This window comes from Caballeronia sp. BCC1704 (genome assembly GCF_902833455.1).
Classification (GTDB): domain Bacteria; phylum Pseudomonadota; class Gammaproteobacteria; order Burkholderiales; family Burkholderiaceae; genus Caballeronia.
Genome location: NZ_CADFFT010000004.1, coordinates 404,097 through 424,233, shown reverse-complemented (window position 1 = coordinate 424,233; position 20,137 = coordinate 404,097). Strand labels below are relative to the sequence as shown.

The window sequence follows — 20,137 nt, the reverse complement described above, 5'->3', positions numbered from 1 at the left end:
ATGAACAAGCACGCACGTATCTTCGTCGCGGGACACCGCGGCATGGTCGGCTCGGCGCTCGTGCGCCGTCTGAGCGCAGCCGGCTACGACAACATCGTGACGCGCACCAAGGCGCATCTCGATCTGACGGATCAGGGCGGCGTGAACCTCTTCTTCGAAGAAGAGCAGATCGACGTCGTGTTCCTAGCGGCGGCGCGCGTCGGCGGCATTCTCGCCAATTCGACGATGCCCGCCTCGTTCATCTACGAGAACCTCGCCATCGAAACGAACGTGATCCACGCGGCTTGCCGCTGGAACGTTTCGAAGCTCGTGTTCTTCGGGTCTTCGTGCATCTATCCGAAGGCGTGCCCGCAGCCGATCAAGGAAGAGTATCTCCTGCAATCCGAGCTCGAGCCGACCAACGAAGCGTATGCCATCGCGAAGATCGCGGGTCTCAAGATGTGCGAGGCGTACAACCGTCAATACGGCACGCACTTCGTCTCGCTCATGCCGACGAACCTGTACGGCCCGAACGATAACTACGACCTGAAGAGCAGCCACGTGCTGCCCGCGCTCATCCGCAAGGCACACGAAGCGAAGCTGCGCGGCGACGCGACGCTGCCCGTGTGGGGCACGGGCTCGCCGCGTCGCGAGTTCCTGCATGTCGACGACCTCGCCGATGCAGCGACCTTCCTGATGGAAAGCGACGTCAACGAAGGCGTGTTCAACGTCGGCGTCGGCCATGACCTGACCATCAGCGAACTGGCGCACACGGTTTGCCGCGTGGTCGGCTTCGAAGGCGAGCTCGTGTTCGATGCGAGCAAGCCGGACGGCACGCCGCGCAAGCTGCTTGATGTCTCGAAGCTCGAAGGCATGGGCTGGAAGGCGTCGACCGGCCTCGAAGACGGCATTCGCGCGACCTATCGCGACTTCCTCGATCGCTACGCATCCATGCAGCCGGCGCCCGTCGCTGCCTGAAACGCGTCGCATCCAGTCAAGGGAGAACAAAAATGGCTTCAGTGACCATCTTTCATAACGTCGTCTGGTCGCGGCATAAGGGGGCGGTGCTGTCGGCGCTGCACAACATCGCGGGGTCCGGTTCCATCCGCTATTCGATGGTGCAGATCGCCGATACGGAGCATGATCGCATCGGCTTCTCCGATGTCGATTACTCGTATCACCGCTATCCGATGACCAAGCTTTACAGCGGCTGCTACGAGGACGTGCCGACGTGGCGCATGACCGTGCGTCTCGTGTGGGAAGTGCTGAAGGCGAAGTCGGATCTCGTGGTTCTTCCCGGTTATCACCGCCCCGAATACTGGGCGATGATGGCAGCGTGCATCGTGACCGGAAAGCGTCGCGCCGTGTTCTGCGATTCAACCGGACGCGACAATCCGCGCCGCATGTTGACGTCCATTCCGAAGCGCGTGTTCTTTGCGTTGTGCGACGGCTACTTCGCATTCGGCACGCGCAGCCGCGAGTATCTGATGTCGCTCGGCGCGAAGCAGGAGAAGATCTTCATTCCGTGCCAGGCCGCCGCGCTGCCGCGCTCGTTCTCGCCGGAAACGGTGGTGGACGATCGCCTGGCGCATCGGCAGGGCAATAAGCCGGTGTTTCTGTTCGTTGGGCGCTTGTCGGCGGAAAAAGGTATCGATACGCTCGTCGAAGCGTTCAAGCAGTTGAGAAAGAACGTGCCGAATGCGGAATTGCGCATAGTCGGCACCGGTCCTCTCGGGGATGATCTGAAGAAGCAGGTGGCCGAAGCCGGTCTGCAAGACGCCGTGCATTTCCTGGGCAGCCTTCAGGACGAGCCGCTCTCGCGCGAATATTTCGGCGCCACCTGCATGGTGCTGCCGAGCAAGCGCGAACCGTGGGGTCTCGTGACCAATGAAGCGTTGAGTCACGGTTGCCCGGTGGTCGTGAGCGAGAGTTGCGGCTGCGTGCCGGAGCTGGTGGTCGAGGGCGTGTCGGGCTATTCGTTCCCCGCAGGCGATGTCGCGAGCCTGCATCGGACGATGCTCAAGTCGCTCGAAGCGTTCGCAGATACGGCAGGCGTCGCAAAGCGTTGTACCGATGTGATTCAGCGTTTCGATCCGCCTTCGGCTGCGGCGAACATCGCGCGGGGTTGCGCGCTGTTGCTGACGAATTGACGGTTCGGTAGTCGGTGGAAATTGCCAACGGGGAAGACGTCAAGGAGGACGAACGGAAAGGGGAAGGGTGAAACGCCGTCGGGCCGCGGTCTTCGCGTCCCGATGGCTGGCGCTTTGCGGGCGAAAGGGCACGTTCGGGGCTCAGGGCGCGATTGTCGGGCGAGGGACCACATGAGAATACTGATCTACGGGCTGAACTATGCGCCCGAGTTGACGGGAACCGGCAAATACACGGCGGAAATGGCGGAAGCGTTGGCCCAGAACGGGCACGACGTGCGCGTCGTTTGTGCGCCGCCGTACTATCCGGAATGGAAGATCGGCGATGGCTATGCAAGCTGGCGGCATCGCTTCGAAACGCGCAAGGGTGTGCGTCTGTGGCGCGCGCCGTTGTGGGTGCCGAAAAAGCCGAGCGGCGCGAAGCGCATGCTGCATCTCGGCTCGTTCGCGCTGGCGTCGCTGCCTGCGCTCATCGCGCATGCGCTGTGGCGTCCGCATGTCGTGATGACGATTGCGCCGAGTCTGATGAACGCGCCGGGCGCGCTCGCGCTCGCTCGTCTGACCGGCGCGCGGTCATGGCTGCATATTCAGGACTTCGAAGTAGACGCCGCGTTCGATCTCGGCCTCTTGAAGAACGCACGCGCGGCGAAGAGCGCGCTCGCATTCGAACGCTGGCTGATGAAACGCTTCGACGTGGTTTCGTCCATCTCGGACAAGATGGTCGAGCGCGCGGTGAAGAAAGGCGTCGCGCCTGCCGACGCCTTCCACTTCCCGAACTGGGTCGATACGACCGCGATCTACCCGATCGACGGTCCGAGCAGTTTCCGCAAGGAACTCGGCATCGGCGAGCACACGAAGGTGGTGCTCTATTCGGGCAACATGGGCGCCAAGCAGGGTTTGGAAGTGCTGGCCGAGGCCGCCGCTGCGCTCGCCGCACGCGACGATATCGTGTTCGTGTTCTGCGGCAACGGCGCGACCAAGAAGAAGCTGCAGGAACGTTGCGCCGATCTGCCGAACACGCGCTTCCTTTCGTTGCAGCCTATCGAGCGTCTCAACGAATTGCTGAACCTTGCGGACATTCACGTGTTGCCGCAACGCGGCGACGTGGCCGATCTGGTGATGCCTTCGAAACTCACGGGCATGTTCGCGAGCGCGCGCGCGGTGGTTGCGATGGCGCAGCCGGGCACCGAGCTGTATGAGGCGGTAGCCGGACGCGGCGTGGTGATCCCGCCGGAGAACGTCGAGGCATTGACGGACGCCATCACCATGCTCGTTCGGAATCCGGCGCTGCGTGCGCGCTACGGCGAAGAAGGGCGCCTGTTCGCGCAGGAACGCTTGTCGCCGCAGTCGGTGTTCGCGCGGCTCGAAGAACGTTTGAAGTCGCTGATCGGCGATACGGCCGACACCCGCTTGAGCGATGCCGTCGACATGTCCATCGCGCGCATTGCGGAGCGGGCACCCATTCTGCCGCAGGTCGAGAAGATCGAGTAGCAGTCTTGCCGGTGATACGACGCGTTATTCACGACGCGCCGTATCACCGCGTCGTTTCATCAATAAGGCGACTTATAGATGTCCCGCGCCCGCGCAGCTTTGGCCGGCGCCTTCAGGCCATTGGCCGTCGGATAGAGCGTGGCGGCCGCGCCTTGCGGCATCAGCATCGCTTTGGCGTCGCCCTGGCGTCCCACGCGCCGCAGCTGCGCGCCGGCGCCCGGATTGCCCACGTATCCGTTCTGTTGCGCGAGCAGCTTATCCGTCGGCGAGATGCCCTGCGCTGTTTGCGCATTGGTGATCGGCCCACGCTGGCCGCCCCGCCCGTTGGTCGGCGCGCCGTATGGATCGGCATAGATATCCGGACTCCCAAGCAAATCCATTTCCGACGGCACGCCGCCGCCCGCCTGCTGCTTGCTGATGGCGGCATCGGCGAAGTTGCCCGCATGCGCGACAGACGATGCAGCGAGCGCGCAGGGCCCCAATGCAGCGATGAGAAGCGGCATGAGCGCCGCGCGTAGCTCGTGTTTCATGGTCTCTCCTGGCTGATTACGTTAAGCGTTATACAGAGCGCGCATCGGCTTATCGGTACGCTACGTCACGCGGCTCATACGTTCGAATGCAGCATAGAGCGATGCATCAGCCGCCAGCGCCAAAAGTCTTGCCGTTACGGCCAACCGTGCCGCACCGCACATGGCGCTTTTTAACGTTCACTGATAATCCGTTCACCGTATGCAGTCTTGAACGAAGAAGCGAGACGACACGGATGCGCGCGTGCAAGGCGCGCCGTCATACGAGGCCAATAAAAAGTCGCTTGCGCGCGAGGCGCAGCAGGCGGACAGCGAAACGGGCGGGGAATCATGGACAGAGCGATCGACGAGCGAGGCATCGGCGCGGCCGGCAGTGACGGCTTCGACGGCGTGCGCGAGGCATCCGCGAGACGCGGCAAGGTGATCGACCTGTCGCGCGCGGGCCCGGGCAACTTCGTGGCGAAGCGTAGCTTCGTGATCGAGCTCGTATGGTTCTTCGTCGAAGCATGCTTCATCAATAACAAGCTCATACCGGTTTCGTTCGTGCGGGTCGCATTGCTGCGTGCGTTCGGCGCGCGCATTGGCAGGAACTGTCGGATGCCGCATCCCATCCGGGTAAAAGCACCGTGGAATTTGAGCGTCGGCGACGACTGCTGGTTCGGCGTCGATGCATGGATCTATAACCAGACCGATATTCGCATCGGCTCGAATGTCTGCATTTCGCAGGGGACGTTTCTCACGACGGGATCGCACGATGCCGCCGGCAACATGGACTTGCAGGTCGCACCGATCGTGATCGAAGACGGCGTCTGGATCACATCCAGGTGCGTCGTGCAGATGGGCGTCACCATTGGCCGCTCGGCGCTCGTTACGCCGCAGTCGGTGGTGCATCGCTCGCTGGAAGCGGAAGGCGTGTACGGCGGTAACCCGGTGCGCTTCATCAGGAAACGCTTCCCGGCGTGAATGGATATTGGCAGTCGAGAGTGCAGTGATCTTGTCGGGACCACACACCGGATGCGATCCTGCGACACCGCTTAAGCATAAAACAAGAAGGAGCACGGGGAATGTTCATTGACAGCCGCAGCCTTGACCAGGGCGCAGTCATAGAGACCACGGTTTGTATCGTCGGCGCGGGCGTGGCGGGGATCACGCTTGCACTGGAACTGGAAAAGCAAGGCATCGACGCGGTTCTGCTCGAAAGCGGCGGATACCGCGCCGACGACGAAACGCGCGACCTGTATCGCGGCGAAAACGTTGGGGTTCCTTACGAATTCGCCGATGGCTGCCGCAGCCGTTTTCTCGGCGGCAGCAGCAATTGCTGGGGCGGATGGTGCCGGCCGCTCGACCCGTGGGACTTCGAAAAGCGCGACTGGGTGGCCGACAGCGGCTGGCCGTTCGGGCTCGACGAGCTGCGTCCTTACTACGCGCGCACGCATGCGTTGTTGCAGCTCGGCGAGAACAACTTCGACCCTGCGTACTGGGAAGCGGCGATCCATCGCCCGGACGTGCGGCGCCATCCGTTCCCGAGCGGCAACGTGCGCGACACGATCTCGCAGTTCAGCCCGCCCGTGCGCTTCGGCAAGGTGTATCGCAAGCATCTGCTGGCCGCGAAGAACGTGCGCGTGTTCCTCTTCGCGAACGCGTTGAACATCGATACCGATGGCGATGCGCGTTCGGTCACGAAGATCGATGTCGGCACGCTGTCTGGTCGCCGCTTCGGGATCCGCGCCAAGGTGTTCGTGCTCGCGACGGGCGGCATCGAGAATGCGCGCCTTCTGCTGTCGTCGAACAAGGTGCAGGCAGCGGGCGTCGGCAATGGCAATGATCTCGTCGGCCGCTATTTCATGGACCATCCGCGGATCATGTCGGCGAACGTGCGCTTCAAGAAGGAATGGGCGCGCAACAAGCTCTACGACATCAAGTATCACTATCAGAACAAGGCGGTGTCCGCGCACGGCACGTTCATCTCGTCTCAGTTCGCGCTCACGCAGCAAGTGCTCGAACGCGAGAAGCTGCTCAACGCACGCGCATGGTTCTATTCGGTGTTCCGTGGCGAGAACACGAAGGGCTCCGAAGCCCTGATTCGCGCGAAACAGGCGCTCTTGAAGAAAGACCAGCCCGGCTACAGCATGACCGGCGATGTCATGACCATGCTCGCGCATCCGGTCGATACCGCGTGCTTCGGCCTCGCGCGCTTGTTGCAGCCGCGTCCGCTCATCACCGAAGTGAAGATTCAGACGATCGTCGAGGCGGAGCCGAACCGCGACAGCCGCGTGACGCTGTCCGCGCAGAAAGACTCGCTCGGCATGAATCGCGTGAAGGTGAACTGGCAGGTGACGGAACTGGTGAAGCGCACGTTCGACCGTACCGTCGCGCATATCGCGGCGGAACTGCAACGCGGCGGCGTGGCCGACGTGACGCTCGACGAGCCGCTCGAAGGCAAGCCGTGGCCCGCGCAACTCGAAGGCACGTGGCATCACATGGGCACGACGCGCATGCACGATTCGCCGAAGCAGGGCGTCGTGGATCGCAACCTCAAGATCCACGGCATGAGCAATCTGTATGTGGCGGGCAGCTCCGTGTTCCCGACGGTCGGCGCGAACTTCCCGACCATCACGATCGCCGCGTTGACGTTGAGGCTTGCGGCGCATCTGGGGCGCGTCATCAAGGGCGACGACACGATCGGCACGCTCGTCACGTCGTCGGGCACGCCGCTTCGTAACGAGACACCAGCCGACCTTCCGATGGCGGCTTCGGCAATGCATATGCGGGGAGACCTGGCTTAAAAGCCGGCGTTTGGGGAAAGGGGACGCCGCCGGTCGACCGACCGGCGGCGTTTTCTTTTGGCGAAACGGTCGTCGCTATAATCGCATTCCGTCTTCGCTCATCGCTCATTCGCCGTGAAAAAGCTCACCGTTCTCGCGCTTGCTTCGTTGTTGCTCGCTGCATGCTCGTCCGCCGAAAAGGAGGCGCAGCGTGCCGAAGGGTTCTCGTACTCCGAGCGCTCGCTCGATGTGGCGCAGCGCAATGCGACCGTCGCGTGCCGCGACGCCGCGCAATGCGATGCGATGTGGACGCTGACGAAGCGTTATATCGAAGAGAATTCGAATCAGCCGGTGATTCGCGCGGATGCGGTGGCCATCGAGACGGATGTGCCTTCGCGTTCGGGCAAGCCCGTTTATTCGGCGACGCGCGTGGCGAATGGCAATGGCGCGACGATTGCGCTCTATGCGCAATGTCGCGGCATGTATGGCCCGGAACGGGCGCGGGGTTCGGATTACGACGACTGCGCGAGCAAGATCATCGCGGCGCAAAACCGCTTCGCCGCATACTTACGCTCGGCTCAATAACGTTCGAAGGAAGCGGACAGCATGCCTCGCGTGAGACCGCCGTCGCGCTTGTTGGCCGTTTCCCGCAGCACGCGCGCGAGGTCCTTCGACATGGCTTCCACGTGAAAGCGTTGCATGAAGGTGGCGAGCGCCTGTTCGCGCATCGCGGCTGCGGCCTGTGGGTCCATGCGCAACCATGTCGACAATGCGTCGATGGTGCCCTCGACCGTATCGCTCGCGACGATGCCCGCGCCATCCTCCTGCACTTCGCGCCAGATGTTGACCTTGTCCGAGATCAGCACCGGCAGCTTGGAGCCGAGCGCTTCGGCCACCGCGATGCCGAAGTTCTCCTGATGCGAAGGCAGCGCGAAGGCATCGCTCGTGCGGAACGCGCCCCACTTGAGATCGCCGCTCAACATGCCCGTCCACGTCACGCGGTCCTCGATGCGCAGTTCCTTCGATAGCGTGCGCAATTGCGCGGCCCATTCGCTATCGTCGGGGCCGGCCATGACGAGATGCGCGCGGGCGTCGATATCGCGTACGGCTGCGAAAGCCTTCAACAGCAGATCGCAGCCCTTCTTTTCATGGATGCGGCCGAGAAACAGAATGGAACGCTTGCCGGCGAGCTGCGGGAACTTCGACAGAAACGCCTGACGCAATGCGGTCGAATCGGCGGGCGGTTGACGCGTGCCGAACGCCACGACTTCTTCCTTCGCGCGATACATCCTGAACGATTCGCGCGCGAGCAAGCGTTCTTCCTGCGTCGTGAAGAGCACGCGCCGCGCATCGCGCAATACCCGATACTCTGCCCACGGCCAATACAGGCACTTCTTCAGATGCTTGAGCGGATACGTGCGCTTGAACCACGGATCGAGCATGCCGTGTGGAAACACGTAGTAGGGCACGTCGCTGTCGCGCAATGCCTTCCACGCGCCGAAGCTGTGGTACTGCCAGAGACCGTTGACGATCACCGCATCGAAACGTGCTGCATGCTCCTTCAGCCACGGCACGAGCCGCGGGCAGAACCCATAGAAGCCGCGCGACGGGCCGAGTGCATGCAGACGCAGCGGAAAGGCGCCGAGATACGGCGCATCCGGTGCATCAAGCGAGACAACTTCGATTTCATGCCCCATCGCCCGCATGCTGAGGCCGCTTTGCAGCACGCCTTCGGTTGGGCCGCCCGCACGCGGATCGACAGTGGAAAGCAGATGCAAAATCTTCATGGCGAAACGATCCCCGATTCGTTAGCGTATTAGGCCCGCTGGCTTTTCGAAGCCTTTTATGCGGACGGTGCGAAGCTGCTCGCTCCGGGCGGCGCGTCGTGACGGTTTTCGCCGTGATGCTCATGTGCGAGTCCCGGTGCTTGCGCGGGTTTCAGTTCCGGCTGCGGGCCGTACGGACGCCATTCGGGGCGCCAGTCGGCGTGAACATCGTCGTTCGCGCTTCCGTAAGGCGTCCTGAACGAACGTCGATTCACCGACTGCGTGCGCATGGCATGAGCGATCCGCGCAAACGCCGCGACGAGCAGCCCGAGCGCCACGCCGAATACGATGCCCGAGAAGCGGTTGCCGAGCGGATTACCGCCGACGGAGGTGGCGGGCAGCGCGGCCACGACCAGCAACGCGCGGCCAAGCACCGGCAGATACATCGCGTCGGGCGCGCGATTGCGCCATGAGCGGTACGCCATCGACCCGCGGTAGAGCGCCCACAGCACGGCGGCAGGCAATGCGATGCCGAAGAGAATGCCGCCGGCGAACAACTGATAGACCCAGAAGTTATGGCCCGCCGCCCATTCCTTGATCGCGTAAAAGTCCTTCTTCGTGAACTGGCCCGCGAGGTCCGGCAAGTACGTCGGCGAATAGCGATAATCGTGACCGTAGCCCTTGCCGACGAGGACCGCGAGCGTGTCGGACGTCGTCTGATCGTACTGGTCCTTCATTTCGGCGAGACGCGTGATGGTCGTCGGATCGCGGCCCGATTCGGTGGCTTTCGCGAAGTTCAGGCGCTGCGACCAGTGCTCGGCCACGCCGGGAAAGAACGCGGCGGACGCGGCGACCATTGCGCCGAGCAGCGAGGCGATCATGATTGCGCGCAGCGCCGCCGTGAAGAGATGTTTGACCGACGGCGCGGCAAGCCACGTCGCATAAGCGAAGAGGAGCACGGTGCCGACGAGCAGACTGCGCGTCACGCTCAACAGCTCGATTACGACGGTCGCAAGAAAGAGCAGCACCGTGAACTTGGTCATGCGCTTGGCGATGACGAACTCATGCAGCAGAAGCCCCTGCAAACAAAGGAACGTGACCGACACGATGCGAAAACGCACGTTCTCCAGCCCGCCGCCCGTGGCCATGCCATAGACGAAGCTGAAGATCAGCGAGGCGATCATCGACCAGTACATCGCGCGTTCGAACTGCTCGAGGCGTTGCGAATCCCACGGACGGCACGCGACGAGATAGCCGAGCAGCATGAGCGCGAAGGGCAGGATCACGCGCATGTAGTTGCCCGAATCATTGCCCTGGATCAGTTGCGTCGCGATACTGCCGACGATGGTCAGCATGAACAGCGACGTGACCCATGTGCGCAGCCGCGAGCGTTGCGCGAAGCGTGGCGCGATCAGCAAAAGCGCGCCGCCTGCGAATATCGCGGGAACGGTGAGGAGAATCTGGATGGCTTTGCTGGCCGTTTCCGCGCCCTTGAAGTCGAATGCGAGCGGAAGCAGAAATAGCCAGATCCAGACGACGGCGAACTTGTTGCGCATGGCGTTCTCTTTAGATGGCAAAGCTCGTCGAGCTTTACTTCTCGCGGTTGGATCCGCTTCGTGCCCTGGAAGCCTGGTGTCGCGTGTTGTGTGTTTGAATCAGCTTGAGCGACGGTCCCCGGGTACCCCGTATTTGTGGGTCGAATATATCAGCGGCCAAAAGCGCACGCCGTCGCGGCGGCGTTTTGCGACTAGCGTTCGGCGAGAAACGACGGTCGCCCATGTGCGCCGCGCCACGCTCGCTCAAGCGCCCTTTGTAGAGCGCCAACGGCTATGTTGTCGATGCCGCATAGCGCGCGCGGCGCTGTCCGGCAACGATGCGATTCTGGCGGATCACGCCGCTATTCCGGAACGATTATGGTCATGCCGCCAATTGGCCCTCACGGGTCAGTGGCGGCATTGACCAAATGACATCCGCGATGCGCGTGCGTGCGCCGATATGAGGACTCCCGGCGGCGAGGCATCCAATACAACATAAGCAACATAAGACCATCGCAGAAGGGGGGGAAGGCCATGAGCCTTTTCGGCGCCACACGCATGCCAGGACCCAATCGATCGATCGAGCTCGATTTCATCCGGGGACTCGCCATCATCGCAGTCATGGGGTATCACTTTCACTCATACCCGACCGGCAGCGCGTTCATTGCCGCCATCGAGTATCCGCTCAAGAGCTTCGGGCACGAAGGCGTGAATCTGTTCTTCACTTTGAGCGGCTTTCTTGTCGGCGGCCTGCTGCTCAAGCAGTATGCGCAGGAAGGACGCATCGACGCGACGCGCTTCATTGTGCGACGCCTCTTCAAGATCTGGCCCGCGTATTACGCGCTGATTCTCTTTCACGTGCTGGTGGGACGCCATCCGACGAATACGTTCCTCGTGCAGAACCTCACGCACATGCAGAACTATTTTGGTTCGTCGATTGCGCAGACGTGGAGCCTCGCGGTCGAAGAGCACTTCTATCTGTTCCTGCCGCTGCTGCTCATCGTGTTCGCGCGGTGGCAGACGCGCATCAACACGATTCTCAGCGTGCTTGCGTCGATCTGCGTCGCGGTGCTGATTGCGCGGACCATCGCGGTCTATCACGGCGATCTGGAAGGCACGTTCTTCTATACGCAATACCGCATCGACAGCCTGTTGTTCGGGGTCATGCTCGCCGCGCTCTATTGGCTGAAGCCTGCGGTGTATCGCGGTATCGCAGAGAGAAAGGGCCTGTTGTTGGCCGCCGTCGCGGGGCTCGTGCTGTGGCTCGTGTTCGGCACGCGCAACGTGGAGCTGGACCAAAGCATTGGTTATACCGTGCAGGCCATCGGGTTCTGCGCGCTCATCGTGCTGACGGTCGAGTACTCGGGGCGCATTCGCGAGTCGCGGCTTTATCGGCTGATCGGGTGGATCGGCGTGTATTCCTATGGCATCTACCTGTGGCATTCGCTGGCGCTCGCACCGGGCGATATCCTCATCCGCAAGGCGGCCGCGCTGCATCTTCCGGCGATACCCGCGTGGGGCGTCATCATGGCGGCTCAGTTCGCCATTGCGATCGTGGTCGGGTATGTGACGACGCGTGCGGTGGAGTTCCCGTTCCTGCGCATGCGCGATGCGCTCTTCCCCGCGAAGCGGAAAGCGCAAACGCAGAAGGTGGTGGACGCGGTGGAAGTGGTCGGAAAGCAGGCTTGATGCGAATCAGCCGGTTCCTGCGATGATCGCAAGAACCGGCGTCATGCTGACTGCGTCAGGCGATCGCCTGGCGCAGTGTTTCTTTGAATTGTCCGAGCGTATTGCGCTCCAGCAGATGTCCGGCGACGACGGGCCGCTTGCGGCGCGCGAGAACATCGTCGAGCGCGCGATTGATCGAGCCCGGCGTGAGATCGTCGATCACCGGTCCTAGCTCGCCCGTGCGACAGAACCAACCGATCAGACCATCGGCCGTTGCAATGACCGGCTTGCCGAAGCGGAATGCCTGCACGAGCACGCCGCTCATGCCGTAGTGGCCTTTATAACCGAGCCAGACGACATCGCAGGCGGAGAAGAGGTCGAGCTCCGTCTCGCTCGAAATGAAGCGGTCCAGCACCATCGGCGCGGGCAAGAGCTTGCCTGCGGCTTCGCTCAACAGCGCGCGTACGTCCTTGTCCTGAGCACCCGCGATCACCAGCTTCGGCGTGTGCACGCCGTCCTTACGCTGCGCCAATGCTTCGATCAACTCGAAGATGCCCTTGCGGTCGTTGATCGCGCCATAGACGAGCACGTGCATGCCTTTCGACAGGCCGAGCCTGCGCCTCGCCGCCGATGGCTCCGCAGCATGCGCGTCAGGAAACGGATCGGCGAGATAGTCGATGCTCGTTCCGTGCGCATGGCCGCCGTTGCGCTTCCACCAGTCGGGCAGCGTCGGGTCGATAGTCAAGAGCGTCTTCATGCCGCCCACGCGAATGGCACGCGCAAATAGCCGCGACTTCACCGCATTGATAAGAGGCCGGCGCGGCGCGCGCACGCCGACGAGATGATGATGGAAGTTCGAGCGCATGGTGACGCCGACCCACGGCGTATTGCCGAACGGCGAGCGCAGAAACGGCAACGCGAGCAGAAAGTAGTCGACATACGGCACGACGACGAGCGCCACCTTGCGTTCGCGGCTCGCTACCGCATAGGCGTGTTTGAAGTTCGCATGCGCGCGCATATAGCTGATGGACCCGAGCCCCTTGCGCGTGCCGTGCTCCGGCGGCGCAACGAACGTGATGCCGAGCGCATCGCTGCCTTGCTCCTGGATCTGCTTCACGAGCGCATGGCCGGCATTGCGCGGCTCGGTGACGATCAGGCAGCGCAAGCCCGCTTCCATATAAGCATTCGCGGCCCATTGCGCGTAACGCCAGCGGTGACCGCTGAAATCAGGCTCGATGATGAGAACGGTATCGTTCATCGTGAAGTGGCATCCGTCATGGTGTTTTCTAATCAGACATGGTGTGTCGTCGGAGATCGAACGTAACACCGCGCCCGCGCATTGAATGGCCATATTTCAGCGCTTATCCGCGTCGCGCGATGTGGTGAAGAACACCAAACGCCAACCGTCAACCCGCGATAACGCGCACCCTTGCCGAATAGTGCTACGCGTTGGCGTCCGCAACCCCGACGGCCACGCTATTTTTCCCACAGTCGCCTGAAAAGAAGCGCGGGCCTCGCGCGTACCTGTCATTCGGACAGGACGCGCGCGCGACGCGCAAGGTGGACCGCACGCGATACCGACATATCGCGGCGCCACGAATCGAAATGCAGCAGTACGGGGAATGTGAGTGAGATCTGTCCGGCTATCCTTCTTGCCAGCACGCGCGCGGTTCGAGCACGATGCGGCCTTCTGGGTGCTCCTTCAACAAGTGGTCGTGCGCGGCTTCGTCGCGCTCAAGTTTCTCGCCATCGGCCGCATTCTCGGGCCTGAAGCGATCGGCGCGGTCAGCATCGCGCTGCTCGCGGTCGCGATCGCGGAAGCGTTGTCCGATACTGGGCTTGCACAAGCCGTCGTGCAGGGACGCGATGCGCCCTCGCAAAGCGAGCTCGGCGCGGTATGGGCCACGCTCGCGATGCGCGGCATAGTGATCGGTCTCTTGATCGCCGCGCTTGCGCCGTTCATGACGAGCCAGTTCCACTTGGGCGGCTCCATCGGGCTGATTCTGCTTGCCGCCGTATTGCCGATGGTGCGGGGCGTCGCATCGCCTGCGTACTTCACGGTGACGCGGCAACGCGGCTTTCAGAAGCTCGCGGGCGTGGAGACGTCGGCGGCGTTCACCGACTGCGCTGTCGGCCTCGCATGCGCGTTGTCGGGCGCGGGCGCGTACTCGGTGCTGATCGGACTCGTTGCAGGCGAGCTATTGAAGACGACGCTGACATGGACCGCCATGTCGCCGCGTCCGCCTATCCGCTTCTCGTTCGCGGGCATTTCGCATTACGTGAACTTCAGCCGCTGGATCTGGGCGGGCAGCGTCGTCAATCTTCTGCTGAACCAGTTCGACAAGGTCGTCGTCGCGAAGCTGCTCGGGCCGCTGCAATTGGGCGCCTATCAGATGTCGTCGAAGCTCGCGCAAATGCTCCTTGCCGATGCCGCCATCGCGATGTCGCAGTATCTGTTTCCGACTTTCTCGGAGCATCATCGGCGCGATGTCGCGGGGGCGCGCAAGCTCTTTCGCCGCTATCTGCTGCTCGCGGCGGTGGGGCTCACCGTGCTCGTCGTTGCACTGCGCGTCGCGGCCGAGCCGCTCTTCAATCTCGTGCTCGGGCCGGCGTGGCTGTCGGCGGTGCCGCTCTTTCGCATCTTCGTCATCAACATGGCGATCGGCGCGGTGATCGCGGTGCTCGTGTCGTGGCTGCGCGCGAGCGGCATGCCGAAGGTGGCCACGCATGCGTCCATCGTGCAGGCAGTCGTGCTGTGCGTGACGGTGCCCATCGCCACGCATCTGTGGGGCGTGACGGGCATCGCGTGGTCCATGACCGCGGGACTTGCATCGGCAACGGCGTGGATGCTTTATCGCATTGTCAGAGAGGCTTGAAATGCGCATCGTACATCTCGTCCTGGCGCCGCGACTTTCCGGCGCCGAGGTATTGGCGAAAGACCTGGCGATTCATCAGCAAAGAAGCGGCGAGACGGTGGCCATTGCGTCGCTCATGCCGCCGCATGACGACTTCACCGCGCTGCAGGCGGAACTCGTCGCGAACGGCGTGCAGTGTCTTTTTCCGGACCGCATGCATGGACGCTTCGGCAAGCTGTTGGAATTGCATCGGACGATCCGCGCCTATCAGGCGGACGTGCTCTTCGCGCACGCGACCATTCCCGCGTTCTATGCGCGCATGTTGCCGCTCGCGGTGCCGGTCGTCTATGTGATGCACTCGGCGACCAACGACTTCGAGAGCCGCATGTTCCGGCGCGTCGAGCGCATGCTCTCGCGGCGGGCGCGCGCGGTCATCGCGGTGTCGCCCGCGAATATCGACGATTACGTCGGCGCGGTCGGGCGTCATCCTTCAATGACGCTCATTCCGAACGGCGTCGACATGTCCCGCTTCTCGATGCGTTCGGCGAGCACGACGGGTCACGCATCGCAGCAAATCGTGCAGATCGGGCGCTATACGTCGGTGAAGAATCAGCTTTCGACCGTGCACGCGTTCGAGCAAGTCGTTCAGCGCGTGCCGGATGCGCGGCTGCTGTTGTGCGGCGTGATCGAAGATCCGGCGTATCACGCGGCCGTGGGCGATCTGATCGAGAAGCTCGGGCTTTCGAAGAACGTGAGTCTGCAAGGTCCGCGTTCCGACGTGGCGGAACTGCTGTTCTCGTCGAATGTGTTTGCCATGCCTTCTCGGTCGGAAGGACACAGCATCGCGTTCCTCGAAGCACTCGCGTCCGGCGTGCCTGTAGTCGCGAGCACGATTCGTCCGTTCAGTTTCGCGGCGGACTTTCCGAGCGTGCGCCTGTGCGATCCCGACGATACGAAAGCCTATGCGGATGCGCTCGTCGTCGCGCTCGGCCAGCCACGCGCGCACCGGCCGCTCAACGGCCTGACGCTTGCGGATACGGCCGCGCGTTATCTCGCCGTCGCGCGAGACGTGACGCAACGCATGCCGCGTCCTGCGACGGCCTGAAGCGGCAAGTTCTACGCGTCGCGGAAAAATGCGCAGCGCGCGCCAGCTATTCGATGCTGGCGCGCGTTTCTTTTTTCGCCTATGAAATAGCGTAGTGCCGCTCAATGGAGACACACATGTCCGACATGCTCAGCATCTCGACGCCCGATGGCGACTTCGACGCCTACGTCGCGTATCCGGCGGAAACGCCCGCGCCTGCCATCGTCGTTCTGCAGGAAATCTTCGGCATCAACGGCGACATGCGCGAAACCACCGACGAATACGCGCGACAAGGCTATGTCGCGCTATGTCCTGACCTGTTCTGGCGACTCGAGCCGAATGTGAATCTCACCGATCGCACCGAGGCCGAGTGGCAGCAGGCGATGAAGTACTACAACGCATTCGACCTGAACACGGGCGTCGAGGATATCGCCGCGACCATCGGCTTCGCGCGCGGTCTAGAACAGGTGCAGGGCAAGGTCGGATCGGTCGGCTTTTGTCTGGGCGGCCTGCTATCGTTTCTGACGGCCGCGCGCACCGATATCGACGCCGCCGTTTCTTACTACGGCGGCGGCACGGACCAGCACTTGAGCGAGTTGCCGAAGATCGAGGCGCCGTTGCTCATTCATCTGGCGGAACAGGACGAGTTCATCGATGCCGATGCGCGCAATCGCGTATTGGCCGCCGTTCAAGGTCACGCCAACATCGAGGCGTACACGTATCCGGGCTGTCACCATGCCTTCGCGCGCCATCATGGCGCGCACTACGATGCAGCGGCGGCGAAGCTCGCAAACACGCGCACGGCCGATTTCTTCGCAAAGCACCTGAAATAAGGCACCAAAATGACAACGCCGCCCGGAGGAGGGCGGCGTTGTCGTCGTGCGCAATGGACTACTTCTTCATCGGATGCGGCCGGCGAAACACCATCCAGCGCGGCACCTTGAAGCGAACGATGCTGACATAGAGCCAGACATATGTGGCCGCAAAGACCACGACGAAGCAGAACAGATGCACCGTATGACGCCAGAAGAGCGTGGCGGGAATCACCGCGATGAGGCACAGCAACCACAAATAGGGCGACGTCAGCGAGTTACGCCGCGTGAGTTCGCGCGCGTTCTGTACGCCGACTGCCCAGCGCATCAGCCGCTTGTAGACGAGCATATGCAGATGCACGCCGTCCGGAATGCCGGGCGACATGCCGCGAATGAACTTCTTGCGATAGATCGAGAAGCACGTCTCGAAGATCGGGTACATGAAGAGCAGCACCGGATACCATGCCGATACATCGCGGTTGCGCATGACGAGCATGATCGCGAGTTCCGCGAGCATGAAGCCGACGAAGTACGCGCCGCCATCGCCGAGAAAGATGAGGCCGGCGGGAAAATTCCAGATGAAGAAGCCCATCACCGCGCCCATCATGATGAGCGATCCCGACAGCACGACCGGATCGTGAACCTGGAACGCGACGTAAGCGAGCGACGCGAACATCATGAACGTGACCATCGACGCGAGGCCGTTGAAGCCGTCGATGATGTTCACCGCGTTGGCGAGCGCCGCCACGGCGAGCACCGTCACAGCGCATGAAACGATTGCGTAGGAGAGCAGAAAATCAAGCGGCGGCACGCTGATGCGCGTCACCGCGATATCGAGCAGCGCATACGCGAGACCGGCAGCGGCCATTGTGCAGATGAGACGCACGAGCGGCGTCACGCGCTTGGTCAAGTCTTCCAGAAGCCCGGAGAGAAACGCAGGCAAGCCGCACGCGATGATGCCGAGGATGCCGCCCGACACGAGCGGATAACTCCATCGCAATTGCACGGCGGAGGCGGCGAGTCCGCACAGAATGCCGACGCCGCCGATGCGCGGAACCGGCCGCGCGTGAAACTTCTGCACGCCGGCGAGATCGGTATCGCCGAGCACGCCTTCCTGCAAGTGCGCAAAGCGCACGATCAACAAGGTCACGAAGAGCGAGACCAGAAAAGCAAGCGCGAAACTAAGCATGAAAGTAGACCAGTTGATGACAGCCGCCTCGCATCGCCGCTAATGGACGATGCGAGGCTCGGCGCCGCTTTATGCGAACCCTTGCGGGTTCTGCGACTGCCAGCGCCAGTGATCGGCACACATGCGCTCGATGCCGTGTTCCGCGCGCCAGCCGAGCAACTTCGCGGCGGCGGCGGGATCGGCGTAGCACGAGGCCACATCGCCGGGGCGGCGCGGCACGAGTTCATACGGCACGCGCTTGCCCGAGGCTGCTTCGAACGCCTTCACGACATCCAGCACGCTATAACCGTGGCCCGTGCCGAGATTGACGACGAAACTGCGATCGAGCGAGCGCAGTGCGTCGATGGCTGCAATGTGGCCGCGCGCCAGATCCACCACATGAATATAGTCGCGCACGCCGGTGCCGTCGTGCGTGTCGTAATCGCTGCCGAATACGCGCAGCTTGTCCAGCTTGCCGACCGCGACCTGCGCGACATACGGCATCAGGTTGTTCGGAACGCCTGCCGGGTCCTCGCCGATCAAGCCGCTTTCATGTGCGCCGACCGGGTTGAAATAGCGCAGCGTCGCGATGCGCCACGACGGATCGGAGACTTCGAGATCCCGCAGAATCTGTTCGGCGATGAGCTTCGACTGACCATACGGGTTCGTCGCCGAAAGCGGAAAGCTCTCGTCGATGGGCACGCTTTGCGGCACGCCGTACACCGTTGCGGAGGAGCTGAACACGAAGTTGCGGACGTTCCGTTCGCGCATCACGTTGAGCACGGCGAGCAGGCTGCCGATGTTGTTGCTGTAATACTCGATCGGCTTTGCGACCGATTCGCCCACGGCCTTCAGCGCCGCGAAATGGATCGCGCCGGTGATGGCGTGTGCGTCGAAAATGCGGTTCAGCGCGGCTTCGTCGCGCGCGTCTTCCTGATAGAACGCGACGCGCTTGCCCGTGATGCGCTCCACGCGGTTCAGCGATTCCGCGCGGCTATTGACGAGGTTGTCGATCACCGCGACGTCGTAACCCGCGTCGAGCAATTCGACGCACGTATGCGAACCGATGAAGCCCGCGCCGCCCGTCACGAGAATCGTGCCCTTGGTATCTTGTCCAGCGTCGTTCGGCGACATGTTGCCGTTCATCATGTGCTCTCCAGGAAGCGCAAATCAGAGTGAAATGCCGGTAATGGCGTGTATTGTGCTCTTGTATCGTTCGACGACGTTCTTCTCGTCGAATTCGCGAGCGACTTTCTCGCGGCCGCGTTGGGCCATCGCCTCGCGTTCTTCGATCGGCAGCGTCAGCATGCGTTCGAGTTGTTCGGCGAGGCTGTCGGCGCTTTTGACCTCGCACAGCAGGCCGTTTACGCCGTGTTCGACCACTTCGCGGCAGCCGGGGACGTCGGTGGCGACGATCGGGCGGCCCATCGCGGAGGCTTCCATCAGCGTGCGCGGCACGCCTTCGCGATACGACGGCAGCACGACGCAATCGGCCGCCGCGACGAGCGGGCGCACATCGTTTGCTTCGCCCAGATACTCGACGATATTCTCACGTTCCCACGCCTCGACGTCCGTGCGGCTGATCGCGCTGGGATTATCCACGCCCACGGGCCCGAGCAATTGGAAGCGCGCGTGCGGATAACGCCGGCGCAAACGCCGCGCCGCCTCGACGTATTCGGCGACGCCCTTATCCCACAGCAGCCGCCCGATGAGTATGAACACGAAGTCTTCGCGGCGCGGCAAGGGCACGAGCGAGAAGTCATCCAGATCGACGCCTTCTCCGTGCAAACGACGCGCACGGTCGGGATGCGCGAGCAGGTTCTCATCGACAAAAGCCTGATGATCGTCGCGATTGAGGAACCACACCTCGCGCGGAAAGCGGAACGCGAAGCGATAAAGACGCTTGGCGATCTGCGCGGTGCGGCTCTTCTGAATGAACACGTAGCCCAGACCCGTCGTCACCGCGATGGACGGCACGCGCGCCAACATCGCGGCAAGCGAGCCGTAGATGTTCGGCTTGATCGTGTAATGGAACACGAGATGCGGACGCGTCGCGCGATATTCGCGGTACAGCGCCATCATCGTCTTGAGATCTTCACGCGGGTTCGTGCCTTTGGACGCCACCGGCAATTCCACGCAACGGCAGCCCATTTCGATGAGCGGCTCGAACGTGCGGTCGCGCGGCGCGATGATCGTCACCTGCGCGCCGCGTTCGGTCAACATGCGCAGCACGCCGCGACGATACGTGTAGATGGCCCACGCCGTGTTGCACACGAGGGCGATGCGTAGGCTGGACTTGGCTTTGTTCATCCGGTGCTTATGGTTGTGTCGCGCGATGCC

At 62.6% G+C, this 20,137-nt stretch carries 17 protein-coding genes; 10 read left to right on the top strand and 7 right to left on the bottom strand.

The window, feature by feature from the left end:
* From HWX53_RS21735 to HWX53_RS21725, 3 genes are all read left to right on the top strand, one after another.
* Entirely contained in the window at window positions 1-957 is a 957-nt protein-coding gene (locus HWX53_RS21735) for a GDP-L-fucose synthase (RefSeq protein WP_175944731.1), read from the top strand.
* A 32-nt stretch (window positions 958-989) separates the two neighbouring features.
* Window positions 990-2,129 carry a glycosyltransferase family 4 protein gene (locus tag HWX53_RS21730; RefSeq protein ID WP_175944730.1) on the top strand — a complete coding sequence of 380 codons (1,140 nt, stop codon included), beginning with the start codon at window positions 990-992 and terminating at the stop codon, window positions 2,127-2,129.
* 171 nt (window positions 2,130-2,300) lie between these two features.
* Window positions 2,301-3,617 carry a glycosyltransferase WbuB gene (locus tag HWX53_RS21725; protein ID WP_175944729.1) on the top strand — a complete coding sequence of 439 codons (1,317 nt, stop codon included), beginning with the start codon at window positions 2,301-2,303 and terminating at the stop codon, window positions 3,615-3,617.
* A gap of 59 nt (window positions 3,618-3,676) precedes the next feature.
* Here HWX53_RS21725 and HWX53_RS21720 read toward each other — a convergent pair whose 3' ends face one another.
* Entirely contained in the window at window positions 3,677-4,147 is a 471-nt protein-coding gene (locus HWX53_RS21720; protein WP_175944728.1) for a hypothetical protein, read from the bottom strand.
* A 327-nt stretch (window positions 4,148-4,474) separates the two neighbouring features.
* Between HWX53_RS21720 and HWX53_RS21715 the strand changes: the two genes are divergently transcribed.
* The 3 genes from HWX53_RS21715 (at window position 4,475) to HWX53_RS21705 (ending at window position 7,494) form a co-directional block, all read left to right on the top strand.
* Window positions 4,475-5,107 carry a DapH/DapD/GlmU-related protein gene (locus tag HWX53_RS21715; protein ID WP_175944727.1) on the top strand — a complete coding sequence of 211 codons (633 nt, stop codon included), beginning with the start codon at window positions 4,475-4,477 and terminating at the stop codon, window positions 5,105-5,107.
* A gap of 101 nt (window positions 5,108-5,208) precedes the next feature.
* Window positions 5,209-6,930 (top strand): GMC family oxidoreductase, encoded by a 1,722-nt coding sequence (locus HWX53_RS21710; RefSeq protein ID WP_175944726.1) that lies wholly within the window; start codon window positions 5,209-5,211, stop codon window positions 6,928-6,930.
* 114 nt (window positions 6,931-7,044) lie between these two features.
* Window positions 7,045-7,494 (top strand): hypothetical protein, encoded by a 450-nt coding sequence (locus HWX53_RS21705; RefSeq protein ID WP_175944725.1) that lies wholly within the window; start codon window positions 7,045-7,047, stop codon window positions 7,492-7,494.
* Here HWX53_RS21705 and HWX53_RS21700 read toward each other — a convergent pair.
* Window positions 7,488-8,696 carry a glycosyltransferase gene (locus HWX53_RS21700; protein ID WP_175944724.1) on the bottom strand — a complete coding sequence of 403 codons (1,209 nt, stop codon included), beginning with the start codon at window positions 8,694-8,696 and terminating at the stop codon, window positions 7,488-7,490. The two genes, HWX53_RS21705 and HWX53_RS21700, sit on opposite strands and share 7 nt — an antisense overlap.
* 56 nt (window positions 8,697-8,752) lie before the next feature.
* Window positions 8,753-10,231, bottom strand: coding sequence for a hypothetical protein (locus tag HWX53_RS21695; RefSeq protein WP_175944723.1), 1,479 nt, complete (start codon window positions 10,229-10,231; stop codon window positions 8,753-8,755).
* Window positions 10,232-10,744: 513 nt separating this feature from the next.
* On the opposite strand from HWX53_RS21695, the gene HWX53_RS21690 reads away from it, so the two are divergent.
* On the top strand, window positions 10,745-11,899 hold the full coding sequence (locus tag HWX53_RS21690; RefSeq protein ID WP_175944722.1) for an acyltransferase: 1,155 nt from the start codon (window positions 10,745-10,747) through the stop codon (window positions 11,897-11,899).
* 55 nt (window positions 11,900-11,954) lie between these two features.
* Here the strand turns inward: HWX53_RS21690 and HWX53_RS21685 are convergent, their stop codons facing one another.
* On the bottom strand, window positions 11,955-13,136 hold the full coding sequence (locus HWX53_RS21685; protein ID WP_175944721.1) for a glycosyltransferase: 1,182 nt from the start codon (window positions 13,134-13,136) through the stop codon (window positions 11,955-11,957).
* A gap of 370 nt (window positions 13,137-13,506) precedes the next feature.
* On the opposite strand from HWX53_RS21685, the gene HWX53_RS21680 reads away from it, so the two are divergent.
* The 3 genes from HWX53_RS21680 (at window position 13,507) to HWX53_RS21670 (ending at window position 16,650) form a co-directional block, all read left to right on the top strand.
* Window positions 13,507-14,754 carry an oligosaccharide flippase family protein gene (locus HWX53_RS21680; protein ID WP_175944720.1) on the top strand — a complete coding sequence of 416 codons (1,248 nt, stop codon included), beginning with the start codon at window positions 13,507-13,509 and terminating at the stop codon, window positions 14,752-14,754.
* Window position 14,755: 1 nt separating this feature from the next.
* A complete protein-coding gene (locus HWX53_RS21675) occupies window positions 14,756-15,838 on the top strand; it encodes a glycosyltransferase (RefSeq protein ID WP_175944719.1) in 1,083 nt (360 codons plus the stop codon).
* A gap of 116 nt (window positions 15,839-15,954) precedes the next feature.
* Window positions 15,955-16,650: a dienelactone hydrolase family protein gene (locus HWX53_RS21670; RefSeq protein WP_175944718.1), complete on the top strand. Its 696-nt coding sequence runs from the start codon at window positions 15,955-15,957 to the stop codon at window positions 16,648-16,650.
* 58 nt (window positions 16,651-16,708) lie between these two features.
* Here the strand turns inward: HWX53_RS21670 and HWX53_RS21665 are convergent, their stop codons facing one another.
* From HWX53_RS21665 to HWX53_RS21655, 3 genes are all read right to left on the bottom strand, one after another.
* Window positions 16,709-17,818: a glycosyltransferase gene (locus HWX53_RS21665; RefSeq protein WP_175944717.1), complete on the bottom strand. Its 1,110-nt coding sequence runs from the start codon at window positions 17,816-17,818 to the stop codon at window positions 16,709-16,711.
* Between the two features lie 69 nt (window positions 17,819-17,887).
* Window positions 17,888-18,946 carry a UDP-glucose 4-epimerase GalE gene (gene galE, locus HWX53_RS21660; protein WP_244140214.1) on the bottom strand — a complete coding sequence of 353 codons (1,059 nt, stop codon included), beginning with the start codon at window positions 18,944-18,946 and terminating at the stop codon, window positions 17,888-17,890.
* A 21-nt stretch (window positions 18,947-18,967) separates the two neighbouring features.
* On the bottom strand, window positions 18,968-20,107 hold the full coding sequence (locus tag HWX53_RS21655; protein WP_175944716.1) for a glycosyltransferase family 4 protein: 1,140 nt from the start codon (window positions 20,105-20,107) through the stop codon (window positions 18,968-18,970).
* Between the last annotated feature and the right edge of the window lie 30 nt (window positions 20,108-20,137).

What these genes read in the sequence shown, in the direction of transcription:
- HWX53_RS21735 (WP_175944731.1), top strand. Translation starts at nt 1, where the DNA reads ATGAACAAGCACGCACGTATCTTCGTCGCGGGACACCGCGGCATGGTC.
- HWX53_RS21730 (WP_175944730.1), top strand. Translation starts at nt 990, where the DNA reads ATGGCTTCAGTGACCATCTTTCATAACGTCGTCTGGTCGCGGCATAAG.
- HWX53_RS21725 (WP_175944729.1), top strand. Translation starts at nt 2,301, where the DNA reads ATGAGAATACTGATCTACGGGCTGAACTATGCGCCCGAGTTGACGGGA.
- HWX53_RS21720 (WP_175944728.1), bottom strand. Translation starts at nt 4,147, where the DNA reads ATGAAACACGAGCTACGCGCGGCGCTCATGCCGCTTCTCATCGCTGCA.
- HWX53_RS21715 (WP_175944727.1), top strand. Translation starts at nt 4,475, where the DNA reads ATGGACAGAGCGATCGACGAGCGAGGCATCGGCGCGGCCGGCAGTGAC.
- HWX53_RS21710 (WP_175944726.1), top strand. Translation starts at nt 5,209, where the DNA reads ATGTTCATTGACAGCCGCAGCCTTGACCAGGGCGCAGTCATAGAGACC.
- HWX53_RS21700 (WP_175944724.1), bottom strand. Translation starts at nt 8,696, where the DNA reads ATGAAGATTTTGCATCTGCTTTCCACTGTCGATCCGCGTGCGGGCGGC.
- HWX53_RS21695 (WP_175944723.1), bottom strand. Translation starts at nt 10,231, where the DNA reads ATGCGCAACAAGTTCGCCGTCGTCTGGATCTGGCTATTTCTGCTTCCG.
- HWX53_RS21690 (WP_175944722.1), top strand. Translation starts at nt 10,745, where the DNA reads ATGAGCCTTTTCGGCGCCACACGCATGCCAGGACCCAATCGATCGATC.
- HWX53_RS21685 (WP_175944721.1), bottom strand. Translation starts at nt 13,136, where the DNA reads ATGAACGATACCGTTCTCATCATCGAGCCTGATTTCAGCGGTCACCGC.
- HWX53_RS21675 (WP_175944719.1), top strand. Translation starts at nt 14,756, where the DNA reads ATGCGCATCGTACATCTCGTCCTGGCGCCGCGACTTTCCGGCGCCGAG.
- HWX53_RS21670 (WP_175944718.1), top strand. Translation starts at nt 15,955, where the DNA reads ATGTCCGACATGCTCAGCATCTCGACGCCCGATGGCGACTTCGACGCC.
- HWX53_RS21665 (WP_175944717.1), bottom strand. Translation starts at nt 17,818, where the DNA reads ATGCTTAGTTTCGCGCTTGCTTTTCTGGTCTCGCTCTTCGTGACCTTG.
- galE (WP_244140214.1), bottom strand. Translation starts at nt 18,946, where the DNA reads ATGATGAACGGCAACATGTCGCCGAACGACGCTGGACAAGATACCAAG.
- HWX53_RS21655 (WP_175944716.1), bottom strand. Translation starts at nt 20,107, where the DNA reads ATGAACAAAGCCAAGTCCAGCCTACGCATCGCCCTCGTGTGCAACACG.